Source organism: Marinomonas maritima, assembly GCF_024435075.2.
Taxonomy (GTDB): domain Bacteria; phylum Pseudomonadota; class Gammaproteobacteria; order Pseudomonadales; family Marinomonadaceae; genus Marinomonas; species Marinomonas maritima.
Genome location: NZ_JAMZEG020000002.1, coordinates 560,042 through 574,453, shown reverse-complemented (window position 1 = coordinate 574,453; position 14,412 = coordinate 560,042). Strand labels below are relative to the sequence as shown.

The 14,412-nt window shown below is 40.9% G+C and carries 15 protein-coding genes and 1 pseudogene; 9 read left to right on the top strand and 7 right to left on the bottom strand.

The window, feature by feature from the left end; genetic code table 11:
- Positions 1–64: 64 nt before the first annotated feature.
- From M3I01_RS08735 to M3I01_RS08725, 3 genes are all read right to left on the bottom strand, one after another.
- A complete protein-coding gene (locus tag M3I01_RS08735) occupies positions 65–1,120 on the bottom strand; it encodes an ABC transporter substrate-binding protein (RefSeq protein WP_255895411.1) in 1,056 nt (351 codons plus the stop codon).
- Positions 1,121–1,455: 335 nt separating this feature from the next.
- A complete protein-coding gene (locus M3I01_RS08730) occupies positions 1,456–2,475 on the bottom strand; it encodes a LacI family DNA-binding transcriptional regulator (RefSeq protein ID WP_255895410.1) in 1,020 nt (339 codons plus the stop codon).
- Between the two features lie 325 nt (positions 2,476–2,800).
- On the bottom strand, positions 2,801–3,745 hold the full coding sequence (locus M3I01_RS08725; RefSeq protein WP_275565036.1) for a phytanoyl-CoA dioxygenase family protein: 945 nt from the start codon (positions 3,743–3,745) through the stop codon (positions 2,801–2,803).
- A gap of 150 nt (positions 3,746–3,895) precedes the next feature.
- On the opposite strand from M3I01_RS08725, the gene M3I01_RS08720 reads away from it, so the two are divergent.
- The 3 genes from M3I01_RS08720 (at position 3,896) to M3I01_RS08710 (ending at position 5,868) form a co-directional block, all read left to right on the top strand.
- Positions 3,896–4,759: a helix-turn-helix domain-containing protein gene (locus M3I01_RS08720; RefSeq protein ID WP_255895408.1), complete on the top strand. Its 864-nt coding sequence runs from the start codon at positions 3,896–3,898 to the stop codon at positions 4,757–4,759.
- A gap of 182 nt (positions 4,760–4,941) precedes the next feature.
- Positions 4,942–5,343, top strand: coding sequence for a GFA family protein (locus tag M3I01_RS08715; protein ID WP_255895407.1), 402 nt, complete (start codon positions 4,942–4,944; stop codon positions 5,341–5,343).
- A gap of 156 nt (positions 5,344–5,499) precedes the next feature.
- On the top strand, positions 5,500–5,868 hold the full coding sequence (locus M3I01_RS08710) for a methionine-R-sulfoxide reductase (protein ID WP_255895406.1): 369 nt from the start codon (positions 5,500–5,502) through the stop codon (positions 5,866–5,868).
- A 77-nt stretch (positions 5,869–5,945) separates the two neighbouring features.
- Here M3I01_RS08710 and ctlX read toward each other — a convergent pair whose 3' ends face one another.
- On the bottom strand, positions 5,946–6,866 hold the full coding sequence (gene ctlX / locus M3I01_RS08705; RefSeq protein ID WP_255895405.1) for a citrulline utilization hydrolase CtlX: 921 nt from the start codon (positions 6,864–6,866) through the stop codon (positions 5,946–5,948).
- A gap of 172 nt (positions 6,867–7,038) precedes the next feature.
- On the opposite strand from ctlX, the gene M3I01_RS08700 reads away from it, so the two are divergent.
- Positions 7,039–7,470, top strand: a complete 432-nt coding sequence (locus M3I01_RS08700; protein ID WP_255895404.1) for an Lrp/AsnC family transcriptional regulator — start codon at positions 7,039–7,041, stop codon at positions 7,468–7,470.
- Positions 7,471–7,631: 161 nt separating this feature from the next.
- On the opposite strand, the gene M3I01_RS08695 is transcribed toward M3I01_RS08700, so the two are convergent.
- Both M3I01_RS08695 and M3I01_RS08690 read right to left on the bottom strand, forming a co-directional pair.
- Entirely contained in the window at positions 7,632–8,354 is a 723-nt protein-coding gene (locus tag M3I01_RS08695; protein ID WP_255895403.1) for a substrate-binding periplasmic protein, read from the bottom strand.
- Between the two features lie 215 nt (positions 8,355–8,569).
- Positions 8,570–9,181, bottom strand: a complete 612-nt coding sequence (locus M3I01_RS08690; RefSeq protein ID WP_275565035.1) for a TetR/AcrR family transcriptional regulator — start codon at positions 9,179–9,181, stop codon at positions 8,570–8,572.
- Between the two features lie 280 nt (positions 9,182–9,461).
- Here M3I01_RS08690 and M3I01_RS08685 point away from each other — a divergent pair, with 280 nt between their 5' ends.
- The 5 genes from M3I01_RS08685 (at position 9,462) to M3I01_RS08665 (ending at position 13,321) form a co-directional block, all read left to right on the top strand.
- Positions 9,462–10,325, top strand: coding sequence for a sterol desaturase family protein (locus M3I01_RS08685; RefSeq protein WP_255895401.1), 864 nt, complete (start codon positions 9,462–9,464; stop codon positions 10,323–10,325).
- A gap of 144 nt (positions 10,326–10,469) precedes the next feature.
- Positions 10,470–11,210 (top strand): MipA/OmpV family protein, encoded by a 741-nt coding sequence (locus M3I01_RS08680; protein WP_255895400.1) that lies wholly within the window; start codon positions 10,470–10,472, stop codon positions 11,208–11,210.
- A gap of 573 nt (positions 11,211–11,783) precedes the next feature.
- Complete coding sequence (locus M3I01_RS08675; RefSeq protein ID WP_255895399.1) at positions 11,784–12,296, top strand: DUF2867 domain-containing protein; 513 nt, start codon at positions 11,784–11,786, stop codon at positions 12,294–12,296.
- On the top strand, positions 12,293–12,910 hold the full coding sequence (locus tag M3I01_RS08670; RefSeq protein ID WP_255895398.1) for a TetR/AcrR family transcriptional regulator: 618 nt from the start codon (positions 12,293–12,295) through the stop codon (positions 12,908–12,910). The genes M3I01_RS08675 and M3I01_RS08670 overlap by 4 nt, the downstream gene beginning before the upstream one ends.
- Positions 12,911–12,934: 24 nt before the next feature.
- Positions 12,935–13,321: a DUF6463 family protein gene (locus tag M3I01_RS08665; RefSeq protein WP_255895397.1), complete on the top strand. Its 387-nt coding sequence runs from the start codon at positions 12,935–12,937 to the stop codon at positions 13,319–13,321.
- Between the two features lie 97 nt (positions 13,322–13,418).
- Here the strand turns inward: M3I01_RS08665 and M3I01_RS08660 are convergent.
- Positions 13,419–14,341 (bottom strand): annotated as a pseudogene (locus M3I01_RS08660) (IS30 family transposase); the annotation flags it as partial.
- Between the last annotated feature and the right edge of the window lie 71 nt (positions 14,342–14,412).

Genomic DNA, 14,412 nt, shown 5'->3' with positions numbered 1-14,412 from the left:
GATTAGGAAAGACGCCGCTCAAATGATGTCATGAGCGGCGGAGCATTAAAGTATTAGCGTATCGTTAGCGCCAAATACCAAGCTCTTTACAACCGGCTAAATATCGACCCGTACAAACATCACCAGCGAAGGTAACGCCACTGTCAAAAACAATCTCTTTAATGTTTTCGCGTGTCACCACTTCTGGAACAAAAAGTTCAGATGGTGTGTTGTATAAAGTCGTTCTTGCCTTAGGGGTAATGCCGTTTAGCATCTGAACCGCGATACTAGCGGCCGCTGTCGCCACAATTTCAGACGGTTTAGAAATGGTATTGTACTGATCGCCCGCAATAATCAATTGCAGAGCAGCAATAGTCGCATCATTACCGGTTACAGGAGGAAGAGGATCCACACCAGCGGCTTTTAGCGCAGCAATAGCGCCGCCACCCGTACCATCATTAGCCGCGACAACACCTAAAATATCTGAACCAAACCGTGCAATTTGCCCATTCGCCCATGTTTGCGCTTTTGGTGGCGCCCAATCTGGTGTGTCGTACTCGGCAATCGTGGTGTATCCGCTGTTATCCAGCCCTTCATCAATACCATCGCGGATCAAACCCGCAGCGGCATCGGTAGGAGACCCATTAATCTGAAGAATACCCCCTTTATCTTTTGGCACGCCCATTTTTTCTAAATGCTGAACCAAGCTTTCTGCAATGGCTTTACCTATGCCTTTATTATCAAAGGACACGTAGAAGTCGGCCGCTTTTCCTGGAATAGGACGGTCATAGGCAATCACTTTAACGCCCTGACTTTGCGCCAAATTCACTAAAGAAGCCGCAGCACTGGAATCGACAGGATCCAGGACAATGACTTTTGCCCCTTGTGTAATCACTGAATTAAATTGTTGCTGCTGTAAAGACACGTCGCCATTGGCATTTTGATAAATCAACTTACAGTCAGAACACAGTTTTTCCATGGCGGCTTTAAAGCCTGGAAAGTCATGTTTTTCATATCGAGTAGATGCCTGATCCGGCATCAAAAACGCTACTGTCGACGCCGCTTGAGCTTGTACTGCGAACGTTCCAAAGGTAGCGGCAAGCGTAGTAAAACCGATTATTTTTGTTGCTATAGTTTTCATTACTTACACTCCGATCAATAATTTTAGGCGAAAATCGCCCACAACAACCAAATCATGATTGTTGCTTCATTACCCTCACTAACGCTATTGGTTAAGAAACTCAGATGTAATACACTATCCGCGCCTTTCATCACTGCTGTAACAGTCATGCAAGGTGGTTAGACATCTTTATTGAGCTCTGACCTTCGCGAAGATGCAGGGTTAATTGGTTAAGGTAAAACGTTGTATTACCGATTCTAGTTCTCACTCATTAATTCTGCATCTTAGCCTCCTAAACTTATTTTTCTATTTTTTCCAAATTGGATCACTAGCGTGAACCTCCCACTTCAACATTCTTAATTTTCTACTGACATATTTTTCACAGAGTGGCGCTGAATAAGCGTCGCTTCCAAAATAGTGGCCTTTGGATCGACATTTATTCTTTCTGAGTCAATGCGTTCTAACAATCGAGACCACGCATTTTGGGCGACCTCGGCTACAGGCTGACGTATCGCAGTTAAGCTGGTACTTCGTGCCGACATCCAAGCGTAGTCATCAAAGGCCACCAACGAAATATCCTGACCGACTTTAATATTGCATTCAGCTAATGCAGTAAGCGTACTGAGTGTCGTTACGTTTGTTAGCGCTAATATCGCCGTGGGCTTAGGATTGCGCTCTAACCAGTTCGTTATTTTTACAGCGCCTTCTTCTAAATCAGACCCCAGTTCAATAACATTTGGTTTGGCTAACTGGGACTTCTCCATTGCCAAGAAAGCCCCTTCAACACGCTCACGAATAGGAGGAAAAGACAAATTTGACGCCGCTATCAAGATGTTCTCATGGCCTGCGTTTGCAAGATGCTGGCAGGCTAAATCCCCTGCAGCACGATTATCAATCGTAACGGTATCAAACGGCGCTGAATGGACGGAAACACGGTCAATCAAGACCGTTGGACAATGGGATGTTAAGCTAAGAAGTGATTCCGATAGCTGACCTGAGCATGGAATAGCAATCATACCAGCAGGCCGCCAGCTCATTAACGCTTTAATACGCGATGTTTCAACATCATCACGATCATGTGAACTCGCCACAATAACGTCGTAGCCATGTTCAAAAGCAAGGTTTTCAAGATGGGAAACAATGGTAGCAAAAAACGTATCGGTGATATTTGGCACCAAAACCGTGACAACTTTATTCCGTTGTGAACGCAATTGGGAGGCAGCACGATCCATTTGATAGCCGAGTTGATTTGCAGCCAGACGAACGCGCTCTTTAAGCTCGTCATTGACTGGTTTCTTGCCCGAAAAGACATTAGAAACCGTCGCTGTCGACACATCAGCTAACTTAGCAACTTCGCGGATTGAAGGCTTTCTCATTGCAAACGTACCTTTTTAATTTTTTTAGTTAAACGTTTAACAGCACTAAGACTAGCAGACAAATATTTAATCAATCAAGTACTTTGTTAAACGTTTAACCGCTATTTGAAATAGAACTTTGAATATGCATCGGGACACTCAAAACGTAATAAGAAGGGAGAATTGTAGATTAGACGTTATATCAACAACATGGAGAGAAGTGCACGGTCAGTAGAATCAACCAATTCACATAATCCGTCGCTCGCTTTCATTCAATATTTGCTAGCAACCAGATCATGTCGCAATACGGCGCTTTAAAACCGCCGTATTGCTGTGGGACTGTGACTTATGAGACAAAGCCCCAAGGTCGCCGACCTAACAGTCTTTCACCTAAAGTCGTTAATGTGGCCGCTGTATATTTCTCTCTTTCCCACTTTCTTGGGTCTCCGGGAAAGGCGTAGCCCATTGGGGTAGATTTTTGTTCAAAACAGTCTAATCGCCAATCACGCACTGAGTCATCGGCCATTGCTGGGCTCATCGAGATATATTGCGCAAGGCGCACTCGGTTAGACGTATTCGGGCGAATGCCATGAGGCAGCAATCCATTAAAAATTAATAAGTCACCCGCTTTCATTGGAACAGACTCGGCTTGATAGCCAGTTAGGTCCGGTTTAAAGGGATTGCGATCTAGAGGTTGGCTTTCTCGCCAAACAGCAAGATCACGATACAATTCGGGAACACATTGAAAACCACCGGTTTCTTCATCTGTATCAGAAAGCGCCAATACTCCCTGAACACTAATCGGTAACGGTGTCTGTGATGTATCGCTGTCCCAATGAATAAAGCCTGAAAACTCACGGCCAGCTCGATTAGGGGGATTCAAGTTGGCCCTGTCGATCGTGACCCATAGAGCTTCTTTGTCCCAAATATCAACAAAGCTGTCATACACCCGTTGTGCTTGTCGGTTATTCCACAACACTTGATGATGATAAGCCTCGACCATTCCAGAATTATTAAGCTCTGTCATTGCATGAGCTAACCGCTGAGGCGCATACCAACTGTCTGGATTGGACGGCGACATTTCCTGAAATTCCCAAAGAAAGTCGACAGTGTCTTTCACGTCGGATGCACTAACTGCATTAGGAATAACCACGTAGCCTTTTTCTTGCCAATGGCGAAACTGAGCTTTCGACAACACTCGCAATGGTCTCGTTTTTTTGATGTCACTAAGAGCAACGCCAATATGATGACCTACAGAACGATTCCCTGGTGTATTTAAATTATCTGACATCTCATGTACCTCATATTTTTATTTTGAATGCTGTGTTTCTTAAGTTAAGTGTAATGAGGTCAGATTATTGTTTTAGCAAAATACACTTGTATTTAAGTACTATCTGATCATTATTAACGATATCAATGATTAATAAGTGTCAATAATGCAATGAAAGCCCACCTAGAATTTTTACCTAAGGCGCAAGTTTCTTGGCAATTTTTACTAAGAGAGCTGGACTCCATTCCCTTTGAGTGGCATTTCCATCCAGAATACGAACTAACGCTTTCTATAAACAGCGTAGGAAAACGCTATATTGGAGACCATATTGAAGAATACACAGACAACGATCTAACGCTGATAGGTCCAAACCTGCCACATACATGGCATTCTCAAGACAAAATCGACAGCAATAAACCCATTAGCGTGATCGTTTTATGGTTCAGCAATCATTGGATCGACAACGTGGTAGCATTATTCCCAGAACTGAATTCGCTAAAGGAAAAACTCAATCAGGCACATCAAGGTGCCCAGTTTTCAGAAGACATTGCTCGCCGACTCCGGCCTCGGTTTCTAGAAATGATTCAAGCCAATGATGCGCGAAAACTAACACTGCTATTAGAAGTGCTAGTATGTCTACAAAGTGAGCCGCATAAGGCACTCGCTAGTTCAAAGTTTCACTCCCAACACACCAACGCAAGCCAACAACGCAGACTAAGCCAAGTTCTCCGTTGGATACACGACAGCTTTGCAGACAATATTAGCTTAGCCGATGCGGCCAAAGTAAGCGCCATGAGTTCCAGCCACTTTGTACGGTTTTTTAAAGCCAATATGCACCAAAGTTTCAATCAATACCTTAATGAAGTGAGGATCGGACACGCTTGTTCATTACTCATCAGCAGCGAGCAACCTGTCGCCATCATTTCCGAAAAAAGCGGATTTCTAAATCAGTCCAATTTCAATCGCCAATTTAAAAAATTTAAACATCTTTCGCCACTACAATTTCGTAAGCAATGGCGAAACAAAGCAAGCTGAATAAGCAAATTATCGCCCTTTGATAAAACACGCTAAGCCCCGAATTCAACTATGTGTAAACATTGTTAAACCCTCGATACTATTTAAAAACAGAGGTGTTCGGTTGCAATAATCAATGTTACTTTAACGGCTTAAGATTTTCATGAAGTAAGCTAAGCACCAAAAAAAATCAGGAGAAGATTATGTTATCTGGAAGCTGTTTATGTAATGGCATTCAATACGAGATACGCGGCGAATTGGGTGACATTATGCAGTGTCACTGTCAAAAGTGCCGCAAAGCCAACGGCTCAGCTTTTGCAACCAATGCTGCCATTCCCACCACCGCTTTTGTTCTTTTGAAAGGCAAAGAGTTACTAGCGGAATACGAGTCAACACCGGATGTTTTCCGCGTCTTTTGCAAACAATGTGCGTCACCACTTTATAGTCGTCGCCCACACATGCCAGAATTACTGCGTTTACGCATCGGCACACTCGATACCAAAATTGACGGCAAACCCTCCTCCCATATTTTTGTCGGCTCAAAAGCGGAATGGTATGACATAAACGATGACAAGCCGAAATACGAAGAACGCCCAGCGGTATAATCGTAAAAAATAATGCGTAATCTAAGGAGCGATTGCTCCTTTTTTTATGGCCGAATAGAACTCATCGTTCATTTTATTGTCTTAGTATCCTAAGATAAGGCATGACATAATTTACATTAATTAAGTCCCATCACAGCGGCAAGAGAGTGAATTGATATGAGTAAACCCTACAACAAGCTGACGCCAACTGAAGCCAGTGTGATTCTTGATAAAGGCACAGAACGCCCGTTCACTGGAGAATACACAGACACAATGGAAGGCGGCTTATACGTTTGTCGCCAGTGTGATGCACCACTTTATACCTCTGAACATAAATTTGTTTCCCATTGCGGCTGGCCAAGTTTTGACGATGAAATCAAAGGCGCTGTGAAACGTATTCCAGATGCGGATGGTCGTCGTATCGAGATCGTTTGCGCCAATTGCGAAGGTCACCTTGGCCATGTGTTCGAAGGTGAAAGACTCACCGAAAACAATATCCGTCATTGCGTGAACTCCATTTCCATGAAATTCAAAAGCAACGCTTAACTCCCGCCATTAGGGTAACGTGCAAGACAGATACCGCACGTTACCTGTGGTAATTCTTACCCTTTTTCTAGCAAGCTTTACTCTATTCGACGATGAATACCGGCGATCATACAACGCACCGAGCCGCCAGCCGATTCTATAGTGGATACCGCTAATGGCACCAATTTATTCGATTGTTGAATAATCATTTTTTGCGAATCTGTCAGTGCATTAAATGCCGTTAAAGACAATGCCAGTAAACGCCCTGCTTTCCCTTTTAATTCAATGGCATTGCCACAAAAATTTCGTATTTGCTGATGGCTTAACTCGATCACAGTCAAACCACCCTGTTCAAATAACGAATAAAGCCTTTTGCGGTCTTTTGGCGCCACCATGTCCATGCCGATCATGACAAACTGCCTGCTAATACACATCAAAACATTACTGTGATACACAGGAATGCCGTTTTCATCCGCTGCATCGAACAACACGCCTTGAAAACCAATTGATTCACACAGCGAATAAAACAAACGTTCGTGAGTGCGTTTCGACGCCGCGGCGTACGCGACCTTATTGCGATGATCAAACACAATGGACCCTGTACCTTCTAAAAATTCGTGCTGGTTGGCCGCATCACGCAGGTCGACTACGTGAGAATAATCATACACTTGGGTTAAATAATCCATGATATCTTGGCGGTACTCTTGACGGCGATTGGGTGCGTACATTGGGTACTTAACCAAGGTGCCGTGATGATGCGTAGAAAACCAATTGTTAGGAAACACAGAGTCTGGTGTTGCGGCGCTTGTGTCTTCAAACAAATGCACCGTCACGCCTTCTGCAGCCAATGTTTCCACCGCTTGAGTCACTTCGCCATAAGCGGATATCGCAGCGGACTCCGTGTGAGACAACCGCTGGAAAGCGTTGTCCGCCATGGTTTCAGGATTGGAAACGAAACAGTGAGGACGAACCATCACAATAGCTTCTGGGGATTGGGAATGAACAATAGCGTCTGTCATGCAACACATCTCTCATCACGTCAGTGGAGTGGATGCTCATCTTAAAGAGTGCTAGTGTTGTTTAAAATGTCAGCTATTTATAAAATTCGATACGTTTTATTACATTTTGATAAGCCATACTTATCTAATTGCTAAATTTTGTTTGTAATCCTATTTTTTCTCAGTGGTAATCATGACCCCTTATATTTATGACTCATTAGACAGTGCCTTGATCGCCGAGCTACGCAAAGATGGTCGAGCTTCTATTTCTTATCTTTCTCAAGTACTGAAAGTGTCCCGAGCCACCGTGCAAAATCGCCTTGATCGACTGATTTCCAGCGGCGTGATATTAGGTTTTACTGTACGAGTGCATAAGGAAATTGAAAAAGAAACCGTGCGCGCCATGATGATGATCGAAGTCGCAGGGCAATCCACCTCACAAGTCATCAAAAAACTACGCGGTATTCCCGAATTAGTGACTTTACATACAACTAATGGCGCTTGGGATTTAGTGGCAGAATTGCAAACCACTAGCTTGGGTGAGTTTGATCGAGTGTTGCGCAGAGTAAGAGAAGTAGACGGTATCTTGAACAGTGAGACCAGCTTACTGCTTTCTAGCATGTAATTTAACGTAACGCTCAGCTTCACTAAATAAGTGAAAAGAAACGTTACGTCATAAACAAATAATAAGCCCTTTATCTAAAGCCTTAAAAACATTAAGACTTTAGATACACACGCCCCCTAATAAGAATGGACATACGAAATCAGTTTTTCATTGTTTAATGGTTATAGTTCGCTAAGTATTTCAGTATAGCGCCCTGACCCCTTTAGCTTCATTAGACCAGAATTAAACGTTTGAACAATTTCTGCGCCATTATCCACTTTCTTAGAGACAAGTAAGAACATATTATCAATGGTCATAGGGATATTGTGACTGGTAAATTTCGCTGCATCCTCTGGTGAAAAAAGCGTTTTAATTGTTTGTGTACCAACAATTAATGAAGCTGGGTATACATCTACCTCCCCGCTTAATACCTTACGAAAACTGTCTGGTTCTTCCTCCGAAATAATAGGTTCAATACCTTTATCTTGTAATTCTTTAACATGAGAAAACGCTTTTGTGCCTGCTACTTTGTATTTAACAAGATCCGTGTAGCCAAACCAATTAAAGTCGGTAGAGTTTAGGTGAAAAAATACTTGTTTATCTTCTAGAATGGGATCGCTAAAGATAAATTTTCCCGCTCGCTCTTCTGAAAGATACCAAGGAAAAGTACCATCACTTTGTCCATTTTCTACTTGCTCATAACTTTCTGACCATTTGTTATAAGTAAGATTGACCTTTACCCCTTCTAAGGAAAAAGATTCGACAATGATTTTTTCTGCGAGTTTTCCATTTTTATTTGTTTCAGATGTATAGGGCGACCACTCTCCAATGGCAAAAGTAACTTGATCTAAAGCGTAAGCGTTGTTGAAAATGAACAGTGAAAGAAATAATGCAATTTTCTTCATCTTATTTTCCTATAAACAATATCAGGTTAGGTTTAATAAAATTAGTTTGATACTTTGAAAAAGTAAATGAATGTACAAAATATAACATTTCTACTTTCCTTAGATTTTATCGACTCCACTGCTTATCCATTTTGCTTCGCATACCCTTGCCAACCTAAACTCACGCCTACAACGTTTAAATGTCTAGAAAAAAATTATTCAATAAAAAATAATTATTAGGCACTTACACATTTTTTAATCATATATTGTAAGGATGCTTTGGATATTTTACTGGTTTTTTTCCCTAAAAAAGCAGACCTTAATCCCAACCCTTCTACCAAATCGATGATAAGTTCAGCTACCTCATCAACGTTCATGATAGGGTCAAACTGCTTGAGCTCAACTCCCCTAGATAAAACGCTTGATATGGCTTCCGATATTTTTTTTCTGTTCGTTATAAAGCCTTCCGCAATAATAGGATTTCGTATCGCTTCAGTCGTTATTTCAACGGTCAAAGTCGCATTAGGTTGCTGTTGGATATAGTGCAAATATGCAATAGAAAATTTTTCTATTGCGACCAGAGGGTCACTGTACTTTGCGAGTATCCTTTCAAATTTTTCAAGCTCAATCGCTTCAAGAACCGCTATTTCAGCAATAAGAGCGTCTTTACTATCAAAATGATTATAAAGACCCCCAAGGCTAATAGACGCACTGTTGGCAATGTCTCGAATACTCGTCTGATGAAAGCCTTTATTCACAAAGCACTCTATCGCGGTCTCTAGAATTAACTCACGACGTTTTCGAGTAGATTCATCTCGGCTGAGATTTTTATTCAGTATTTTTTTCATATATTGACTCTAACTTGATTTATCAGCATAGTCATGCTTAAAATTACAACGAACGTACGTTCATTCATTTTTTGTTTGATTTTAATAATAGGGTAATGACTATGATTATGCAAAAACATTGGTGGTTAGGATTTCTCGGGATCATTGGGCTATACAAGCTCCCAGAGGTTCTTAACTACTTTCAAGGCACGGGCAGCGCACTGGATTTACTCAACCTTTGCTGGCTCCTTTGGTTTCTATATCTCTTTCCAGAAGAAAATACAGATAAGGTGGAAAAGTAATGAACTATATCGACAAACAATTTGAAGCGTTTGCAGGTGTACTCAGTGTATTAGAAGTAATTGGACTTGCTTTCCTTCTTCTCATTATAGCGGAAACACTCTGGGATTTTACTATAAAAAAACGCATGAGCTTAAAGGAAACCACTGCGAATTTCGTCATTGCTGTTGTTAACCATTTATTAGATCGAACACTCTTTGGGCTCGTTTTTATTCTAGGGTTATTCATCACGCAAACCTACGCTTTTTCTACTATTCCAACAACATGGTGGAGCTGGGTCATGGCTATTCTAATGGCCGACTTCACCTATTATTGGATGCATCGATGTGAACACCAAGTGCGTGTTTTATGGTCGTATCATAGCGTTCACCACTCTTCACCTGAGTTTAACTTAACGACTGGTCTTCGCCTTGCTTGGGTAGAGGGCATGGTTGAGTGGCTGTTTTTTGTGCCAATGATATTAATAGGATTCAGCGCAATCCAAACCTTCATCGCATTGTCTATTGTTGTTCTTTATCAGACTTGGATCCATACAGAAAAAATTGGAAAACTGGGGTGGGTGGATCGGGTTTTTAATACGCCATCTGTCCATAGAGTACACCATGGATCTAACAAGCCATATCACGACAAAAATTACGGCGGCATTTTAATCATATGGGATCGCCTATTTGGCACGTATAAATCAGAACAAGAAAAAGTCGTTTACGGCATTACGACACCTATTAGTTCTTGGAATCCACTGATTATTAATTTTTATGAATTTTGGAAAATCATCAAAGACATTCTGAGGACTAAGAAAATAAGCGATGCCGTTGGCTTTCTATTTTATCGACCTGGCTGGAAGCCAAAAGACCGTGGAGATTAACCCAAACGTTATTTAAAACCGTCCTTTTCCTAAGGACTAAACGTACCTGATCTCTCAAATGATGTATGAGGCCTGTTGTACTAAAAGTCTGCGCTAGTCAGTGACTGCGACCTAAAAAACACACGAAGGTAATGGAGTATCGTTATGTATAAACACACGTATAAAATAATTTTAGTATTATTAACCATCTTTTCAACAGGCTCTTGTTTAGCCCAAAATCATTCAAGCAACTTGGAATTAGGTTTTTTTAGCAATTACTCAACTTCAATTTATAAAGGGGTTGATAGTGGTGTAGAAAGCCTTCCTTTTCTTTCTTATGACAGCGATAGTTTTTTCCTCCAAGGAACTTCCATTGGCTACCATGCTTCAAAAGAAATAGATTTTTCTCTAAACTACAACGAATCTTTTTTTGATCCTAGTAATTCAGATGACAACAATATTAAAAAGCTAGATGAGCGTAAAGGAGGCTTAACCGCTAAAGTTGCCATTGAACTGGGGGTTCTCAAAGTTGAACTAGAACAAGACTTATCAGGAAAATCTGATGGTTTTTCTGCTAATTCATTAATTAGTGTACCTCTTTATCATGGTTCTTATACCTTAATAGGCTCGATTGGCTATACGTACAATAGTGAAAAGTTAAGCCAGCACTTGTATTCCGTTTCTATGGTCGAATCTGCTCGCACTAGTGGCGCTATCGCCACACACACCTCTAAAAGCACTAGCTATATGTCTTATGGCGTAAGCATAATCAAGCCTCTATCGAAAAGTTTCACGGTTACATCCGATCTTACGCACATTCGCTTTAGTGATAGCGTAGAGGCAAGTCCCATCGTTACAAAAAATCATAAAACGGCCGTTGAAGTTATATTGATATATTCCTTTTAAAACCTTGGAAATTGAATACTACCTCTAGTTTTTTGAAGAGCCAGTTTAGCTTTATTCTGGCTCTATTTTATTCATAGTCACTGATAGGAGAGTCGTTTTTTGTTTAAGTCCAGACGACGAAGGCCGTATCAAAAAACGACCTCACGCTGGTATTAGCGACTCTATATCCATACATCATTGTTGCAGTGCGGCCAGCCGTTTCATTTTCACCTCACTGTCCGCGAATGGTTTGCGCTCAATCCCCTTAGGGACGACATGCATTTCTCCACTCTTCAAAGTGACGTGCCCATCACGAGAATCTATACGAAGGGTCCTCTCCAAAGCGATAAAGGTTTCATCGGTATCTTGATGATCATGCCATTAGAAGCACCCTTCTGTTTTTACTATTTTAATTTGGTAATCATTCATTTACGCAATGACCTTTGGTGACCACGGTTCATCACCACCCGTTGTGAGTTTTAAAGCCCCTATTAACCCACAACACACCGATTAAAAATAAAAAGCTTTACTCAGAAGAAGATTCAAATTAAGTTACATACCATACAGTATGGTATGTAACTTAGAGGACATAATATGTCATGGCTTTTTCCCAATATACGATCACTTAAAAAGCCGTTAAGTGATCGTTTAGCAAATAAAGCTCAAGCACCTTACTTTCGTGAAGCTCTAAGTGTACGCATCGAGAAAACAACGCTCACACCAAGCCAATTACAACATAGTATTTTTGCTTATATGCCTACGTGGGTAACCGTTTTAATGCGTATTCGTAACAAAATAGTCAAACTATTTGGGTTCACCGTTGGTGCGGATAACTTAAGACCCACGAGTGACGAGCTCGCTATTGGAGACAAAGCGGGATTCTTAACAATTAGTGAAAAGTATGAAAATGAAATTATTTCCTATTCTGAAGACAGACACATGAGTTTTTACCTGTCTGTTTTAAAACAGTCCGATCAGGTCATCATATCGACCCTTGTGAATCAGAAAACCTTCATTGGGCGCCTCTATGTCAATAGTATTTTGCCCTTTCACTATGTCATAGCTCGTACTGTTATTAACAATGCAATAAAAGACAACAGAATATGAAAAGCGATCAAAAAACAAACAGCAAAAAAAATCATAATGAGGGTAAAAATAGCCAAATTGATTGGCTTGAATTTGCCTTAGAAGTATTGGTTACAAAAGGCCCGGATTCATTAAAAATAACCCCTTTATGCGATTTAAAAGGCGTCACGAAAGGCTCTTTTTATCACCATTTTCAAAACCGAGAAAATTTTATCGATGCATTAATGGAACATTGGTATCAAAAAATGACGCTGGATTTTATAGCTCAAGCCAATACACAAGAATCCGCCCTTGACCGTCTTAACAAACTGGATCAAGTCATTGCTAGTCACAATATACTGGCCGAAATGCATATCAGAGCGTGGGCCTTAAAAGATAAGAGCATCGCCCAGCATTTAGGAAAAATAGACCAACAAAGACAAGACTATTTAGCCAGCTGCTACCTTGAACTAGGGGTGGAAAAACAAACAGCAAAAGACATAGCGTTGATGGCCTATGCAAACTTTTTAGGCATGCAACAAGTGCACCCTACACCGACGTTAGAAACCGTTTTGAGAGTAACCGCTATGGCATCAAAAGCGTTTTTACCAACACCTCCGCTTGCCAATACAAGCGAGCAAATGAAATCAGTTTGATTTAAACCATTAAAGGATAAAAAAATGAAAGCCATGAAATACTCAGGTCATTATTTAGTAGCAACAGGTGTCATCCATAGCCTTATTGGATTGGCATTAGGTTGGAATACCCTAATAGAAATGCATCAAGATCATTGGTTTTCTAGCACAGTTATCAATGGACAAATGTTATTTGATCGAGAGGCAATAGTTTGGTTTTTACTTTCAGGCTTTTTCTGGATTCTATTTGGTATTATGCTTCAAAAAGCATTGAATGAAGGCTTTATACCACCAATATCATTAGCTTGGGGCTTTATTATAATAGGGATGTTAATCGCAATTATCATGCCCGTTTCCGGCGCTTATTTATTTATTATTCAAGGCTTTATTCTTTTACTAGGAATTAAAAAAAACAATAAGACTCCTTTATAAAGGCCTAATAAACAAAGGGAAAACATTTCATCTGCATCTCATTTTTCACAAAAACTGAATTCTTGATGTGCAATAGAGAGTTACCTTTTGTGTGTTTTAATAATACTTCAATCGGTGTGAGATAGTTCAGCGATTTTCTCTGCCTAAAATTTATTAGCATTTGAGTGTCTGCAATCTCCTGTTCTGTCAGCTGACCGATGGCGAATCCCTTAGGATAAAAGCACCTCAACAGACCATTGGTATTTTCATTGAGACCTCGTTGCCATGAGTGATAAGGTTTAGCAAAGTAGGTTTTACATTTTAGTGCTTTGACAATACTTTGATGGTAGCAAACTCGCCTCCATTGTCAAACGTGATGCTATGACAAATATGCTTAAAAGGCTTTAACAGCTTTTTAATGGCTTTAGAAACCAATTTTTTCGTCTTGTTCTTAACACGACAGATCAATAAGAGCTTTGTTACTCGCTCCGTTAACGCTACTAAGTAACCGTCTTGACCGTAGACAGTGTTTCCTTCCCAATGACCTATTTCTTTTTTATCATCAACCTGCTTGGGGCGTTGGTCGATATCGACTCGGTTAGGAATTAAGTGAGCACCTGCCGTCGTGTCTTTGCGTGGTTTATAGCGCTTTCCTTGTCTTGCCAATCTATGGCTCCACCTTTGCTCAAACACAATGTTGTAGACTGTATTGCAGCAGACTTTTAGTGTTGGTATCTCTCTGGCTAGCCGCCCTGCAATTTGCTCTGGAGTGAAGCTCAATTTGAGTAAGCCTTCTACTTTATCGATCAATTCCTGACTTCGTTTTGTAAACTTGCGAGTCTGAGCTCTAATCATGGCGGCATGAGTGTGGGCTGTCTCAGCAAAATATTTACTATTGAGGCATTGTCTCAGTTCACGAGCAATCGTTTTATTACTTCGCTCCATCTTGTTTTCGATGACTCTTGCCGAAAAGTCTAGTTCATTTAGACCTTCAATCTGGTATCGTTCTTTTAGCGTCAGTTGCTTATATTGGTTGTTCATTTTTGGACGACTTGGGTGGATTGTGTGAGAATTCGAAGCCTATAGGCAACTAACTCTCTTACCTATACCAA

Bases quoted from the DNA above. Each gene is read 5' to 3' on its own strand.
- M3I01_RS08735 (WP_255895411.1), bottom strand. From the start codon at position 1,120: ATGAAAACTATAGCAACAAAAATAATCGGTTTTACTACGCTTGCCGCT.
- M3I01_RS08730 (WP_255895410.1), bottom strand. From the start codon at position 2,475: ATGAGAAAGCCTTCAATCCGCGAAGTTGCTAAGTTAGCTGATGTGTCG.
- M3I01_RS08725 (WP_275565036.1), bottom strand. From the start codon at position 3,745: ATGTCAGATAATTTAAATACACCAGGGAATCGTTCTGTAGGTCATCAT.
- M3I01_RS08720 (WP_255895408.1), top strand. From the start codon at position 3,896: ATGAAAGCCCACCTAGAATTTTTACCTAAGGCGCAAGTTTCTTGGCAA.
- M3I01_RS08715 (WP_255895407.1), top strand. From the start codon at position 4,942: ATGTTATCTGGAAGCTGTTTATGTAATGGCATTCAATACGAGATACGC.
- M3I01_RS08710 (WP_255895406.1), top strand. From the start codon at position 5,500: ATGAGTAAACCCTACAACAAGCTGACGCCAACTGAAGCCAGTGTGATT.
- ctlX (WP_255895405.1), bottom strand. From the start codon at position 6,866: ATGACAGACGCTATTGTTCATTCCCAATCCCCAGAAGCTATTGTGATG.
- M3I01_RS08700 (WP_255895404.1), top strand. From the start codon at position 7,039: ATGACCCCTTATATTTATGACTCATTAGACAGTGCCTTGATCGCCGAG.
- M3I01_RS08695 (WP_255895403.1), bottom strand. From the start codon at position 8,354: ATGAAGAAAATTGCATTATTTCTTTCACTGTTCATTTTCAACAACGCT.
- M3I01_RS08690 (WP_275565035.1), bottom strand. From the start codon at position 9,181: ATGAAAAAAATACTGAATAAAAATCTCAGCCGAGATGAATCTACTCGA.
- M3I01_RS08685 (WP_255895401.1), top strand. From the start codon at position 9,462: ATGAACTATATCGACAAACAATTTGAAGCGTTTGCAGGTGTACTCAGT.
- M3I01_RS08680 (WP_255895400.1), top strand. From the start codon at position 10,470: ATGTATAAACACACGTATAAAATAATTTTAGTATTATTAACCATCTTT.
- M3I01_RS08675 (WP_255895399.1), top strand. From the start codon at position 11,784: ATGTCATGGCTTTTTCCCAATATACGATCACTTAAAAAGCCGTTAAGT.
- M3I01_RS08670 (WP_255895398.1), top strand. From the start codon at position 12,293: ATGAAAAGCGATCAAAAAACAAACAGCAAAAAAAATCATAATGAGGGT.
- M3I01_RS08665 (WP_255895397.1), top strand. From the start codon at position 12,935: ATGAAAGCCATGAAATACTCAGGTCATTATTTAGTAGCAACAGGTGTC.